General features: G+C 65.7%; 12 protein-coding genes. 7 read left to right on the top strand and 5 right to left on the bottom strand.

Translation table 11 applies throughout. From position 1 onward, the window contains the following. The first annotated feature begins 2 nt into the window (after positions 1–2). From BCR55_RS05405 to BCR55_RS05395, 3 genes are read left to right on the top strand one after another with little or no spacing between them, the layout of a single operon-like run. Positions 3–1,817: an aminopeptidase P family protein gene (locus BCR55_RS05405; protein WP_053297717.1), complete on the top strand. Its 1,815-nt coding sequence runs from the start codon at positions 3–5 to the stop codon at positions 1,815–1,817. Between the two features lie 58 nt (positions 1,818–1,875). Further along, on the top strand, positions 1,876–2,427 hold the full coding sequence (locus BCR55_RS05400; protein ID WP_006412104.1) for an isochorismatase family protein: 552 nt from the start codon (positions 1,876–1,878) through the stop codon (positions 2,425–2,427). Then, positions 2,424–3,047 (top strand): HAD family hydrolase, encoded by a 624-nt coding sequence (locus BCR55_RS05395; protein WP_006406925.1) that lies wholly within the window; start codon positions 2,424–2,426, stop codon positions 3,045–3,047. The genes BCR55_RS05400 and BCR55_RS05395 overlap by 4 nt, the downstream gene beginning before the upstream one ends. Positions 3,048–3,121: 74 nt before the next feature. Here the strand turns inward: BCR55_RS05395 and ettA are convergent, their stop codons facing one another. The 3 genes from ettA to gcvA form a co-directional block, all read right to left on the bottom strand. Beyond that, entirely contained in the window at positions 3,122–4,789 is a 1,668-nt protein-coding gene (gene ettA, locus BCR55_RS05390; RefSeq protein WP_006400488.1) for an energy-dependent translational throttle protein EttA, read from the bottom strand. 183 nt (positions 4,790–4,972) lie between these two features. Then, positions 4,973–5,281, bottom strand: a complete 309-nt coding sequence (locus BCR55_RS05385) for a DUF3761 domain-containing protein (protein WP_006400487.1) — start codon at positions 5,279–5,281, stop codon at positions 4,973–4,975. A 109-nt stretch (positions 5,282–5,390) separates the two neighbouring features. Then, entirely contained in the window at positions 5,391–6,308 is a 918-nt protein-coding gene (gene gcvA, locus BCR55_RS05380; protein ID WP_065494283.1) for a transcriptional regulator GcvA, read from the bottom strand. Positions 6,309–6,446: 138 nt separating this feature from the next. Here gcvA and BCR55_RS05375 point away from each other — a divergent pair, with 138 nt between their 5' ends. The 3 genes from BCR55_RS05375 to gabP all read left to right on the top strand — a co-directional run bounded on the left by BCR55_RS05375 (position 6,447) and on the right by gabP (position 9,989). Beyond that, complete coding sequence (locus tag BCR55_RS05375; RefSeq protein ID WP_065494282.1) at positions 6,447–7,826, top strand: MFS transporter; 1,380 nt, start codon at positions 6,447–6,449, stop codon at positions 7,824–7,826. A gap of 65 nt (positions 7,827–7,891) precedes the next feature. Beyond that, a complete protein-coding gene (locus BCR55_RS05370; RefSeq protein ID WP_065494281.1) occupies positions 7,892–8,230 on the top strand; it encodes an MmcQ/YjbR family DNA-binding protein in 339 nt (112 codons plus the stop codon). Positions 8,231–8,597: 367 nt separating this feature from the next. Beyond that, a complete protein-coding gene (gabP, locus tag BCR55_RS05365) occupies positions 8,598–9,989 on the top strand; it encodes a GABA permease (protein WP_006406920.1) in 1,392 nt (463 codons plus the stop codon). Positions 9,990–10,133: 144 nt separating this feature from the next. Here the strand turns inward: gabP and BCR55_RS05360 are convergent, their stop codons facing one another. Together BCR55_RS05360 and BCR55_RS32250 are read right to left on the bottom strand one after the other, a co-directional pair. Beyond that, positions 10,134–11,288: a JmjC domain-containing protein gene (locus tag BCR55_RS05360; protein WP_006406919.1), complete on the bottom strand. Its 1,155-nt coding sequence runs from the start codon at positions 11,286–11,288 to the stop codon at positions 10,134–10,136. A gap of 66 nt (positions 11,289–11,354) precedes the next feature. After that, a complete protein-coding gene (locus tag BCR55_RS32250) occupies positions 11,355–11,675 on the bottom strand; it encodes a hypothetical protein (RefSeq protein WP_125902617.1) in 321 nt (106 codons plus the stop codon). Positions 11,676–12,411: 736 nt separating this feature from the next. Between BCR55_RS32250 and BCR55_RS05350 the strand changes: the two genes are divergently transcribed. Then, positions 12,412–13,623 carry an MBL fold metallo-hydrolase gene (locus BCR55_RS05350; protein ID WP_065494280.1) on the top strand — a complete coding sequence of 404 codons (1,212 nt, stop codon included), beginning with the start codon at positions 12,412–12,414 and terminating at the stop codon, positions 13,621–13,623. Positions 13,624–13,721 lie beyond the last annotated feature (98 nt).

The raw sequence follows: 13,721 nt of genomic DNA, 5'->3' as shown, positions 1-13,721 counted from the left end.
TCATGAATGCCCGTCTCCCCGAAGTCTCGCCGGTGCCGGCCCGGCTCGCGCTGCTGCGCGGCGCGATGGTCCGCGAGGATCTGGCCGCGTATCTCGTACCGTCCGCCGATCCGCATCTGTCCGAATATCTGCCCGAGCGCTGGCAGGCCCGCCGCTGGTTGTCCGGCTTCACGGGCTCGGTCGGCACGCTCGTCGTGACCGCCGATTTCGCGGGCCTCTGGGTCGACAGCCGCTACTGGGTGCAGGCCGAAGCCGAGCTCGCCGGCACCGGCGTGCAACTGATGAAGATGACGGGCGGCCAGCAGAGCGCACCGCACGTCGACTGGCTCGCGCAGAACGTGCCGGCCGGTGCGACGGTCGGCGTCGACGGCGCGGTGCTCGGCGTCGCCGCGGCGCGCGCGCTGACGGCGGCGCTCAGCGCGCGCGGGATCGCGCTGCGCACCGATCTCGACCTGCTCGACGCGATCTGGCCCGAGCGGCCGGCGCTGCCCGCCGATCCGGTGTTCGAGCACGTCGCGCCGCAGGCCGACACGACGCGCGCGAGCAAGCTCGCCGACGTGCGGCGCGCGATGCAGGCGCAGGGCGCGCAATGGCATTTCGTGTCGACGCTCGACGATCTCGCGTGGCTGTTCAATCTGCGCGGCGCCGACGTCAGCTTCAATCCGGTATTCGTTGCGCACGCAATGATCGGCATCGACAGCGCGACCTTGTTCGTCGCCGACGGCAAGGTGTCGCCGGCGCTGGCCGCGTCGCTCGCGCAGGACGGCGTCGACGTGCGGCCGTATGGCGACGCGCGGGCGGCGCTCGCCGCGCTGCCGGACGGCGCGACGTTGCTGGTCGACCCGCGCCGCGTGACGTTCGGCACGCTCGAAGCCGTGCCGGCCGGCGTGAAGCGGGTCGAGGCCGTGAACCCGTCGACGTTCGCGAAATCGCGCAAGACGCCCGCCGAGATCGCGCATGTGCGCGTGACGATGGAGCACGACGGCGCGGCGCTCGCCGAATTCTTCGCGTGGTTCGAGCAGGCCGTGAACCGCGACACGATCACCGAGCTGACGATCGACGAGCAGCTGACGGCCGCGCGCGCGCGGCGCCCCGGCTACGTGTCGCCGAGTTTCGCGACGATTGCCGGTTTCAACGCGAACGGCGCGATGCCGCATTACCGCGCGACGCCTGCGTCGCATGCGACGATCGCCGGCGACGGGCTGCTGCTCGTCGACTCGGGCGGCCAGTACCTGACGGGCACGACCGACATCACGCGCGTCGTGCCGGTCGGCACCGTCAGCGATCTGCAGCGGCGCGATTTCACGATCGTGCTGAAGTCGATGATGGCGCTGTCGCGTGCGCGTTTCCCGCGCGGCATCCGCTCGCCGATGCTCGACGCGATCGCGCGCGCGCCGATGTGGGCGGCCGGTCTCGACTACGGTCACGGCACGGGCCACGGCGTCGGTTATTTCCTGAACGTGCACGAAGGTCCGCAGGTGATTTCGCACTACGCGCCGGCCGAGCCGTACACGGCGATGGAAGAAGGGATGATCACGTCGATCGAGCCGGGCGTGTACCGCCCCGGCCAGTGGGGCGTGCGGATCGAGAACCTGGTCGTGAATCGCGCGGCCGGGCAGACCGAGTTCGGCGATTTCCTCGCGTTCGAGACGCTGACGCTGTGCCCGATCGACACGCGCTGCGTGCTGATCGAGATGCTGCACGAGGAAGAGCGCGCGTGGCTCAACGCGTATCACGCGACGGTGCGCGAGCGCGTCGGCCGGCACGTGAGCGGCGACGCGAAAGCATGGCTCGACGCGCGCACGCAGCCGGTCTGACGCGGCGAACGGCACGGGCCGCGCGGCGGCCCGACGATAACGACGGCGAGGAGCGACGATGACGGATACCGCAGTGATCGTGGTCGACATGCAGCACGGGCTCGTGCAGCGCGCGACGCCCGCGTACCGGCTCGACGACGTCGTGTCGGGCATCAACCGGTTGACCGCGGCGGCGCGCGCCGCGCGTGCGCCGGTGTGCTTCGTGCAGCACGACGGCGACGCGGCCGACGACATCGTGCCCGGCACGCCCGGCTGGGAGCTGCATCGCGGGCTCGTCGTCGAGGCCGGCGACTGGCGCATCCGCAAGCGGATGAGCGACGCGTTTCACGACACGCCGCTCGCCGCCCAGCTGGACCGGCACGGCGTCCGGTCGGTGCTGATCTGCGGCTACGCGACCGAGTTCTGCGTCGATGCGGCCGCGCGTCGCGCGGCGCTGCTCGGCTACCGCACGACCGTCGTGTCGGATCTGCATACGACGAATACGCGCGCGCACCTGTCGGCGGAGCAGATCGTCGCGCATCATCACTTCATCTGGGAAAACAGTTCGCTGTCGGGCAACGCGGTGACGCCGCGCCCGCTGGCCGACGTGCTCGCAACGGAGCTCGCATGACGATCAAGGCGGTGGTGTTCGATTTCGGCGGCGTGCTGATCGACTGGAGCCCCGAGTATCTGTACCGGAAACTGATTGCCGACGACGCCGAGCGCCGCTGGTTTCTCACGCACGTCTGCGCGATGGAGTGGGTCGTGCGGCAGGACGGCGGACAGACGATCGAAGAAGGCACGAACGAGCTCGTCGCGCAGTATCCCGAACACGAAGCGCTGATCCGCGCGTTCTACGCACGCTGGCACGAGATGATCGGCGGCGTGCTCGCGGAAGGCGTCGCGCTCGTCGAGCGGCTCGACGCGCGCGGCATGCCGCTGTTCGGGCTCACGAACTGGTCCGCGCAGACGTTTCCGTATGCATGGGAGCACTTCCCGGTGCTGCGGCGCTTCAAGGACATCGTCGTATCGGGCCACGTGAAGCTCGTGAAGCCCGACCCGGCGATCTACCGCGCGATGCATGCGCGGATCGATCCGCATCTGCCGGGCATCGCGCCGCACGAACTCGTGTTCATCGACGACAACGCGAAAAACGCGGCCGCCGCAACCGCGCTCGGCTGGCACGGCATTCACCACACGAGCGCGGCCGCGACCGAAGCGCGGCTGCGCGAACTCGGCGCGCTCGCGTAAGCCGCCGCCATCAAAAAACCCCGCGCTTCGGACAGACAGCGCGGGGTTTGTGGGTCGGCGGGGCCGCCGGCCGATCAGCGCGTGATCGGCTTGTAGCGGATGCGCTTCGGCTTCGCCGCTTCCTCGCCGAGGCGTGCGCGCTTGTCGGCTTCGTATTCCTGGTAGTTGCCGTCGAAGAACGTGACCTGCGAGTCGCCTTCGAACGCGAGGATGTGCGTCGCGATCCGGTCGAGGAACCAGCGATCGTGCGAAATCACCATCACCGAGCCGGCGAACTCGAGCAGCGCGTCTTCGAGTGCGCGCAGCGTTTCGACGTCGAGGTCGTTCGACGGTTCGTCGAGTAGCAGCACGTTGCCGCCGGAGATCAGCGTCTTCGCGAGGTGCAGGCGGCCGCGCTCGCCGCCGGACAGGTTGCCGACGATCTTCTGCTGGTCGCCGCCCTTGAAGTTGAAGCGGCCGATGTACGCACGCGACGGCGTTTCGTACTTGCCGACCGTCAGCACGTCGGCGCCGCCGGAGATTTCCTCGAACACCGTCTTCGAGCCGTCGAGCGCATCGCGGCTCTGGTCGACGTACGCGAGCTTCACGGTCGGGCCCGTCACGATCTCGCCCGAATCCGGCTGCTCCTTGCCCGTGATCATCCGGAACAGCGTCGACTTGCCGGCGCCGTTCGGACCGATGATGCCGACGATCGCGCCCGCCGGAATCTTGAAGCTCAGATTGTCGATCAGCAGCCGATCGCCGTACGACTTGCTGACGTTCTTGAACTCGATCACTTCATTGCCGAGGCGATCGCCGACCGGAATGAAGATTTCCTGCGTTTCGTTGCGCTTCTGGTATTCCTGGCTGTTCAGCTCCTCGAAGCGCGCGATACGCGCCTTCGACTTCGCCTGACGGCCCTTCGGGTTCTGGCGCACCCACTCCAGTTCCTTCTTGATCGCCTTCTGGCGCGCGGATTCGGCCGCCTCTTCCTGCTTCAGGCGTTCCTCCTTCTGGTCGAGCCAGCTGCTGTAGTTGCCCTTCCAGGGAATGCCGTGGCCGCGGTCGAGTTCGAGAATCCACTCGGCTGCGTTGTCGAGGAAGTAGCGATCGTGCGTGACGGCGACGACCGTGCCCGGGAAGCGCACGAGGAACTGCTCGAGCCAGTCGACCGATTCCGCATCGAGGTGGTTGGTCGGTTCGTCGAGCAGCAGCATGTCGGGCTTTTCGAGCAGCAGCTTGCACAGCGCGACGCGGCGCTTTTCGCCGCCCGACAGGTGCTCGATCTTCGCGTCCCACGGCGGCAGGCGCAGTGCGTCGGCCGCCACTTCGAGCTGCTGCTCGGGGCTGCCGCCGTCGCTCGACGCGAGGATCGCCTCGTATTTCGCCTGCTCGGCCGCGAGCGCGTCGAAGTCGGCGTCCGGTTCCGCATACGCGGCGTAGATTTCCTCGAGCTTCTTGTTCGCCTGGAACAGATCGCCGAGACCTTCCTCGACCGCCTCGCGCACCGTCTTGCTCGGGTCGAGCTGCGGTTCTTGCGGCAGGTAGCCGATGTTCAGGTTCGGCATCGGCGTCGCTTCGCCTTCGATGTCCTTGTCGACGCCTGCCATGATGCGGATCAGCGTCGACTTGCCCGAGCCGTTCAGGCCGAGCACGCCGATCTTCGCGCCCGGAAAGAACGACAGCGAGATGTCCTTCAGAATCTGGCGCTTGGGCGGCACGATCTTGCCGACCCGGTTCATCGTGAAAACGTATTGGGCCATTTCGGTGTGAAGTCAGAAGTGGTTGAGACGGCCGCGCAGCGTGCTGGCGTGGCGGCGTCGGATGATTCGGTACGGAGCGGCCGCGCGAGGCGCGACGGTGTGCCGCGTGCGGCGACGCGAACGGCTATTGTACTTCGCCGCCGGCTGTCGCTGGCGCGGCTCGGCCGTTTGGCCGAGGCACGCTCAGAGCCACTCGGCGACGCCGCCGTGGCCCGAGCACGTGCCGCGTCGATGGCGGCTGAAGCTGTACGCGCCGTCGCGGCATCGCGCGCTCGCGCCTTCCGGCACGCGGCCCGATTTCGAGCGGGCCGGCGCGTGGACGGTTTCGCCGTCGCGATTGCGATAGGTGTCGTGGCGATCGAGGTCGGCCTCGTTGCCGTAGGCGGGCGATGCGCGGAACGCGTGTGCCGGAGCGGACAGCGGCGCAGTGGCGGCGAACAGCGCGATCGACAAGGCTGCGATGCGCGTCGCGCGGCGGAGCAGGGCGGGCATGGTCTTCTCGGGATGTTGTTATCGGAGCGGCGCGATGGCCGTGGGCGGCATGCTAACCGATGCGCGGGAGAAGCGGCGCGGCGCGGGCCGGCCGCGGCGCGCGCTGTCGCTACGTCGCGCCGGACATCGATGGCGCGTCGCCGGCGCGCGCGGCATCGAGTATCCAGCGCCGGAACGCAGCCACCTTCGGCCGTTCCGCATGATGCGGCGGGTAGACGAGGTAGTACGCGAAATCGTCGAGCCGTGCGACGTCGGCGAGCTGCACGAGCCGGCCGTTCGCGAGCTCGCCGCGGACCATCGCGGCCGGCAGCAGCCCCGCGCCTTGCCCGGCGACGATCGCCTGCAGCAGCAGGCCCGCATCGTCGAAGGCGGGGCCGCGCGGCGGGCCGAAATCGTCGATGCGCTGCGCATCGAACCAGGTGTGCCAGCCTTTGCGCTCGGCATCGTGCAGATGCGGCCAATCGACGAGCTCGGCCGGCGTGCGCGGCATGCCGAGCCGCGCGACGAGCTCGGGCGACGCGAGCGCGACGATTTCCACCGTCAGCAGGTGCTCGCTGCACAGTCCGGCGTAGCGGCCGAGGCCGTGACGAATCGCGACGTCCACGCCGTCGCGTGCGAAATCCGTGAGTGCATGACTCGTGACGATCTGCAGATCGACGTCCGGACACGCGTCGCGAAACTGCGCGAGGCGCGGCACGAGCCACGCGGACGCAAAAAACGGCGTGACGCTGATCGTCAGCACGCCGCTGTCGGCCGCGCCCGACACGCGCTGCGACGCGTCGGCGATCTGCCGGAACGCGTTGCGCACGGGCGGCAGGTAGTCGCGACCCGCGGCGGTCAGCAGGATGCCGCGGTTCACGCGTTCGAACAGCTGCACGCCGAGATGCGTCTCCAGCGTGCGGATCATCTGGCTCACGGCGCCCGGCGTGACCGACAGTTCTTCGGCCGCGGACTTCACCGACAGATGGCGGGCGGCCGCCTCGAATGCGCGCAACGCGTTCAGCGGCGGCAGGCGGGAACGATTCATTGAGTTTTTCTCAATCGAAAGGCCGAGCAAATATCGTTTGAGGCGCTGCGCACGCGCGAGTAACGTGGGTGTGTCGGATCGCGTTGCCGACGTCGTCGTGGCGGCGGGCGATGCGATCAACATAGTTCAACTATATCCATGACGCAAATCCGGACGCCGGCGTGGCGGCCGGTGCGGCTCGGGAGGAGCATCGTGATCGATCGCCTACGCACATCGCGCGTGTTCTACGGCTGGTACGTGGTCGCCGCCGCGTTCGCCGTGACGTTCGTCGGATTCGGCAGCGCCTATACGTTCAGCGCGTTCGTCGAGCCGCTGCAGCGCGATTTCGCCGCGTCGCGCGGCCAGATCTCGCTCGTGTTCTCGCTCGCCGGTTTCCTGTATTTCGGCTTCGGCATCGTCAGCGGGCCGCTCGCCGATCGATTCGGCTCGCGGCGGCTGGCCGTCGTCGGCATGTTGTTGACCGCCGCCGGGCTCGCGGCCGCCGGCGCCGCGCGTACGCTGCTGCAGGTCTATGCGGCATACGGGCTCGGCGTGGGCTTCGGCGTCGGCTGCGCGTACGTGCCGGCCGTCGGCGCCGTGCAGCGCTGGTTCGTGCGGCGCCGCGGCTTCGCGTCGGGGCTCGCGGTCGCGGGGATCGGCGTCGGCACGCTCGCGATGCCGCCGCTCGCGTCCGCGCTGATCGCGCAAGTCGGCTGGCGCGGCGCGTACTTTGCGCTGGCCGTGCTTGCGGTCGTGCTCGGCGCGGGGATGTCGCTGCTGATCGAGAACGATCCGCGCGGGCGCGGACTGCTGCCCGATGGCGATGTGACGGATCCGGCCGCCGACGGCGCGTCGGCGTCGGCATGCGATCGCGGCCCGTGTGCTAAGCGGGCGCCGTCCGATGCGGCGCCGCGGCGCAGTCCGACCGACGTGCCGGCCGCCGGTGCGACGGTGCGCGAAGCCGTCCTGTCGCGGCCGTTCGCGAGCCTTTACGCGGCTTGCCTCGTCTGCTCGTTCGGCGTGTTCGTGCCGTTCGTGCATCTCGTGCCGTACGCGGTCGATCACGGCGTCGCGCCGGCCGCGGCCGTGCTGCTGCTGGGCGCGATCGGCGTCGGCAGCACGGCCGGGCGCTTCTTCCTCGGCGGCCTCGCGGACCGCTTCGGCCGCCGCGCGTCGTTGCTCGCGATGTTTGCCGGCATGGCTGTCGCGCTCGTCGCGTGGGCGGGCGCCGGCACCGTTGCGACGCTCGCCGCGTTCGCGCTCGTGTTCGGCGTATTCTACGGCGGCTGGGTCGCCGTGCTGCCCGCGGTCGTGATGGACGCCTTCGGCGGGCGCAACGTCAGCGCGATCATCGGCGTGCTCTATACGAGCGTCGCGTTCGGCACGCTGATCGGGCCGGCCGCGGCCGGCTTCATCTACGACGCGGGCGGCGGCTATCTGGTGCCGATCCTGGCCAGCGCCGCCGCCAACGCGATCGCGTTCGCGATCGTCGCGACGAGCGGGCGCACGCGAGCGGCGGCGCGCGCGGCCGGCCGATAGGCGCACCGCGCGATTTCCGGTAGGGTGGGCGGATCGTGAACCGGCGACGAAACGCGGAGGGCCTCATGACGTTCGACGAAGTTCGGCAAATCGTGCTTGCGTGGCGGGGCGTCGAGGAAGGCACGTCATACGGCACACCCGCGCTGAAGGTGAGGCGCAAGATGCTCGCGCGGCTGCGCGAGGACGGCGACACGCTCGTCGTAAAGGGCGTGGGCCCCGACGAGCGCGCATGGCTCATCGAATCGGAGCCCGACGTGTACTACGTGACCGATCACTACGTCGGCTGGCCGATCGTGCTGGTGCGCCTGTCGGCCGCGAGTCCCGAGGCGGTGACAAACCTGCTTCGGCGCGAATGGGAGGCGATCGTGCCGGCCAAATGGCGGGAAGCGGGCGACGCGGGTTGACGCGGCGATCGGTGCAGGCACGTGCGGCCGAACCGGATCACGCGTTGCATCGATGCGCGTCGATGCAACAAGTGGTTCCATCGAAAATATTCAATTGGTTCTTAGTGAAGAACCGTTTGATGCTTACACTGCATCGCTTCGAAGGCGGCTGACCGAAAGCCGACGGAATCGGCGCGCGCGATGCGCCGGCGCGCTGCGCGCCGCATCGCACCCGCAGCTTCGCAGACTGCGCGGCGCGCCGTCCCGGAGCGGCCCGGCGGATTCGCGTGCCGCACGCACGCGGTTCCATCCCGGCTCAACAAAGACAATCCCCACGCCGCCTTCACGCGACACCGGTCGTACCGGACCGTTTTTTGGAGAGAGACAGATGAAGGAAAGCAAGACAGGCCTTGGCACCGGCCTGAAGCAGCGGCACGTGACGATGATGTCCATTGCGGGCGTGATCGGCGCGGGCTTGTTCGTCGGTTCCGGCCACGCGATCGCGGAAGCCGGTCCGGCATCGATCCTCGCGTATGCGATCGCGGGCGTGCTGGTCGTGCTGGTGATGCGCATGCTCGGCGAAATGGCCGTCGCGCATCCGGACAGCGGCTCGTTTTCTACCTATGCCGACCGCGCGATCGGTCACTGGGCCGGCTTCACGATCGGCTGGCTGTACTGGTGGTTCTGGGTGCTCGTGATCCCGATCGAGGCGACGGCCGCCGCGACCATCCTCAATGCGTGGTTCCCGGGCATCGCGACGTGGATGTTCGCGCTCGGCATCACGCTGCTGCTGACCATCACGAATCTGTTCTCGGTCAAGAACTACGGCGAATTCGAATTCTGGTTCGCGCTGATCAAGGTCGTCGCGATCGTCGTGTTCTTGTGTGTCGGCGCTGCGGCGATCGTCGGCATCGTGCCGGCGCCGGCCGTGTCGGGCGTGTCGAACCTGTTCGCGCATCACGGCTTCATGCCGAACGGCGCCGGCGCGGTGCTCGCGGCGATGTTGACGACGATGTTCTCGTTTCTCGGCACTGAAATCGTGACGATCGCGGCCGCCGAGTCCGACAACCCGCAACGCCAGATCGTGCGTGCGACGAATTCGGTGATCTGGCGCATCACGCTGTTCTATCTCGGCTCGATCCTCGTCGTGGCGGCAATCGTGCCGTGGAACGACCCGCTGCTGCCGGCGCACGGCTCGTATCAGCGTGCGATGGAGCTGATCGGCGTGCCGAACGCGAAGGCGATCATCGACGTGATCGTGCTCGTGTCGGTTGCGAGCTGCCTGAATTCGGCGCTGTACACGGCGTCACGGATGCTGTTCTCGCTGTCCAAGCGCAAGGACGCGCCCGCGTTCCTGCACCGCACCGATGCGACCGGCACGCCGCGCGCGGCCGTGCTCGCCTCGACCGCGTTCGGCTTCGTGACCGTGATCGCGAACTACCTGATGCCCGAGCAGGTGTTCGGCTTCCTGCTCGCGACCTCGGGCGCGATCGCGCTGCTCGTGTATCTCGTAATCGCGATCTCGCAGCTGCGGATGCGCAGGACGCTCGAAGCGACTGGCGCGGATCTGCCGCTGCGGATGTGGATGTTCCCGTGGCTCACGTGGGCCGTGATCCTGTTCATCTGCGGCACGCTGACCGTGATGCTCGTGAGCGAGGAACACCGGATGGAAGTCGGTGCGACGGCCGTGCTGGCGCTGTTCGTGCTGCTTGCGTCGTGGCTGAACAAGCGAGGTCGCGATGCGCGGGTGGGGGAGGGGCGGCGCGTGTCGGCGACGTAACTCGCGTGAACCGGACGGGCGCGGCTGCTGCGCCCGTTCGCGCTGTGCGGCGTAGGCGCGGTGGAATCGAGGCGTGGCGTCGGGGAGGGCGGGCGTTGGCGGCACACCGCACGCGGCAGCGCGATGAATATCGGCGATAGCGCGTTACGCGAGAGAAAACTCCAGAATATCCTGGCGACAGAGATCCGTGACCAGATCGCGGATGCGGTCCGCATCGGTGTTGGCAAAACCAGAAATCAGTGTTCCGAGGCTGATGCCGGGGCGCTCGACGATCAGTCGAATCAGCGTTGCGCCTTGATCGTCCAGATTGACCTTGGTGCCGTTGGCGATCACATAGCGATCGTCGCGGCCAGGCGGCCGATAAGCGCTCAAGCGAATTCTCGATTCATCTGGGATTGCCGACACCGCTGGGTTCCCCAATGTCTCGAGTGCGAGATCTGTCTCGATACGTATGGCCCCAGTCCTATCGTCGAGAAAGCGGCGGTAATTCTCTCGGGTGCAAATGAAGTCCTCGAATTGTTGCCCTATCGACGCCAGGACGTTTTTATCGTTCTCCCAGTCACTCAACGAACGTCTGGCGTCGAGCAAGTGCGGCATTCGGTTTATCGCCCAACTCAAGTAATCAATGACATAGGCCGGGAAAGTTCCGAATGCAAGATGGAAGGTCGCTTCACCGACGGGAAGCGGGTTGTGCCACCAGCCTCGTGGTAGATAGAGCAGATCACCGGCCTCCAACATGACGTCCATATACGGGGTGTCAGGACACGGATACAGGCCCTCGTAATCCTTGCTTTGTTGCATGTAAAGCGGTGCCTCGAGTGAGGGCTCGTACAGGACCCACCGCTTGCGCCCGATGAGTTGTATTGCGAAAACGTCACGTGTATCCCAATGGCAGCGGAACGAGTCGCGCTCACCGAATGCCAGGTAGGCGCTACTGACCACCTGTCTGCCGGTGAATTCGATGAGTTGTCTCGATAACTGATTGACCTTCGGTTCAGTGGCGATTTTGTTTGCGATCAATGTCGCGCCCTTGCGCAAATAATCGTAGACAACTGGCTTGATCAGGCGATGGCGAAGCGTGCCGATGTCCCACCAGCTTTCGATGTATTCGCTCTTTGGTCGGATGCCGTCGAAAGTCAGCTTGAAATCGTCGGAGGCTACGTTGCTGCGTTCGAAGATTTCATTTACGTCCCGCCAGGAGAAGTTGCGAAGCGATACGGCTCCTTTCATAAGCAAGGGGCGCTTTTCCTGGTAATCGAGTGCGAAGTCTTTAGGGGAGACGCTGAACGAAATGCTCATCGGAACGATTTGATGTTTGGGCTGGTTTCGGGTTCGGTTGGGGAAGGTGATTTAGTTGTAGTTGGTTCATGGCGCGTTGTAGTTGGTGCCCGCCGAGTTGGTCGCATTTTCCAAGAAACCAGCGGCCATTCCACTATAAAATCCAAGCTGACCATTGAGAATGGTCATTGCACCGGCTTGCATGAGTGTGGGGGTTGCTGGGCCGGTAAAAAAGCCAAGCGTGGCCCCGGCAAGTATCGCTGAAGCGAGACCGGTGGGGCTCGCTTGTCCGGTGACCGATGCTTGCCCCAAGTAAATGGCCCCCCCTCCGACACCGCCAAGCGCGGCACCGATTGGCCCTACGGCGCCAGAGACTACCTTCAGTTCTCGAATTGATAGTTCGCGCATTTCAATTCTCCGAAAAACCGTCATGTCAGGGATGTTTGGTAAGTAGTGATTTTGCGATGTTTCCTAAAATTACGGATAAAAATATTAGGATCATCCAGGGGTTTACTTTTGTTTTTATGATGAACGTCGATATTATTTTGAATAGCCAATACAGGACAATATGGATGGAAATGATGAGTGCGTATCCAATGAAGAAGTCGATGAAGAAAGCGTCGACTGAACCGGGGGTGAATTTTATGCCGAGAATCTCGGCGTGTGGTTCATTTTTCATGGAGTGATTGATCCTTGGATTGATGAGGTGCCGAGTGCCTACGGGAAGTGATGGGGGCAGTATTGTGTGCGATCAGATGCTTGCATATAGAACAAATACTAATTTTTATAAATCTGCGTCGGAAAATGTCTGAAGTCGTAGCAAGATGGCGATCGCTGTTTTTTGTCGGAAGTGTGCTGAACGAATTTTCGGGCTGTATCCGTCCGGCGCCATTCAATTGATCCATCGGTTCGAGTCGGTCTACGGACAGCCGGTGTAACGGCTTTGCGGTCGGACCAGGGCGGAGAAGCCGGTCGACGCATCCGTCGGGCAACATTCCCAGGTAAAGGCAGACCAAAAAGCAAATTTGCGTCGCCCCTCCGCGATTCGTTCTCGCGAGTAAATGGACGATCAACAGATCGGCTATTTGTAACTGACATGGTTTCATTTATCGTTCGTCCACCTCATCTCTGAAGGAGTACGACCATGTCGGTACGTCATCTGGTTTCATCCGTGCTGGCGGCGAGCGCGCTGCTCGGCGCGGCATCGTCGAGCATTGCCGGCCCGCTGGCCGTGGATGTCTACAATCCGGGCGCGAAGAGCATATTTCCGGTGTCGTCGGAGATCGTGTCGGGCAAGACCGAAGCGATCCTGATCGACGCGCAGTTCCAGCGCAACGACGCGCAGGCGCTCGTGAACCGGATCAAGGCGACGGGCAAGACGCTGAAGGCCGTCTACGTCAGCCATAGCGATCCGGACTACTACTTCGGCCTCGACACGATCCACGCGGCGTTCCCGGACGCGAAGATCGTCGCGACGCCGCAGACGGTCGCCGCAATCGAAGCGAGCAAGGACGGCAAGCTCGCGTACTGGCGGCCGATCCTGAAGGACAACGCGCCGGCGTCGATCATCGTGCCGCGGCCGCTCGACGGCGACACGCTGAGCGTCGACGGCGAGAAGCTGCGCATCGTCGGGCTCGACGGCCCGACGCCGGACCGCACGTTCGTGTGGATTCCGTCGGAGCGCACGGTGGTGGGCGGAATTCCGGTCGCGGCGAACATCCATGTGTGGATGGCCGATACGCAGACCCCGCTGTCGCACGCGAACTGGCTCGCGACGCTCGACCGGATCGATGCGCTGAAGCCGGTGCGCGTCGTACCGGGCCACTTCCTGCCGAACGCGGACGGCAGCCGGCCGTTCACGACCGGCGTCGCCTTTACGCGCGCCTATGTGAAGGCGTTCGATCAGGAGGCCGCGCGCGCACGCGATTCGTCAGCGCTGATCGCCGCGATGGAGGCGCGCTATCCGACGCTGGGGGCGAAATCGTCGCTCGAGCTGAGCGCGAAGGTCGCGAAGGGCGAGATGCAGTGGCCTGCGCCGCAGCCGTTTCCGGCAATCGGCAAGGTCGCGCGCGTGGCGTTCGGCGACACGGTGTTCGACCTGCACTTCCAGGACGACAAGACGATGTCGTTCATCGGCACGGCAGGCCAATTCAAGGGCGTGGCCGATACCGTGCAATACACGGCGCACGAGATTCGGCCGCAGGTGTACATGGTGTACTGGCACGAGCCGTCGACCGGCTCGAACGTCGTGCACGTCGAGGATTTCGCGCGCGGCACGGTGAACACGAACATCGCGACGAAAGACGGGCAGTTTCTCCACATGTCCGGCACGATCGCGATCGGCGACGGCGAGTAACGAACGGATGCGGCCGCGACACGGTACCGTCGCCGCGCCGCGTCCCGCCACGCAAAAAAGAAAAAGCCCGCATCGAGCGGGCTTTCTCACGGCAGCAT

This window comes from Burkholderia sp. CCA53 (assembly GCF_001685525.1).
In the GTDB taxonomy this organism is placed as follows: Bacteria; Pseudomonadota; Gammaproteobacteria; order Burkholderiales; family Burkholderiaceae; genus Burkholderia; species Burkholderia multivorans.
This window is presented reverse-complemented; position numbering and strand designations above follow the sequence as displayed.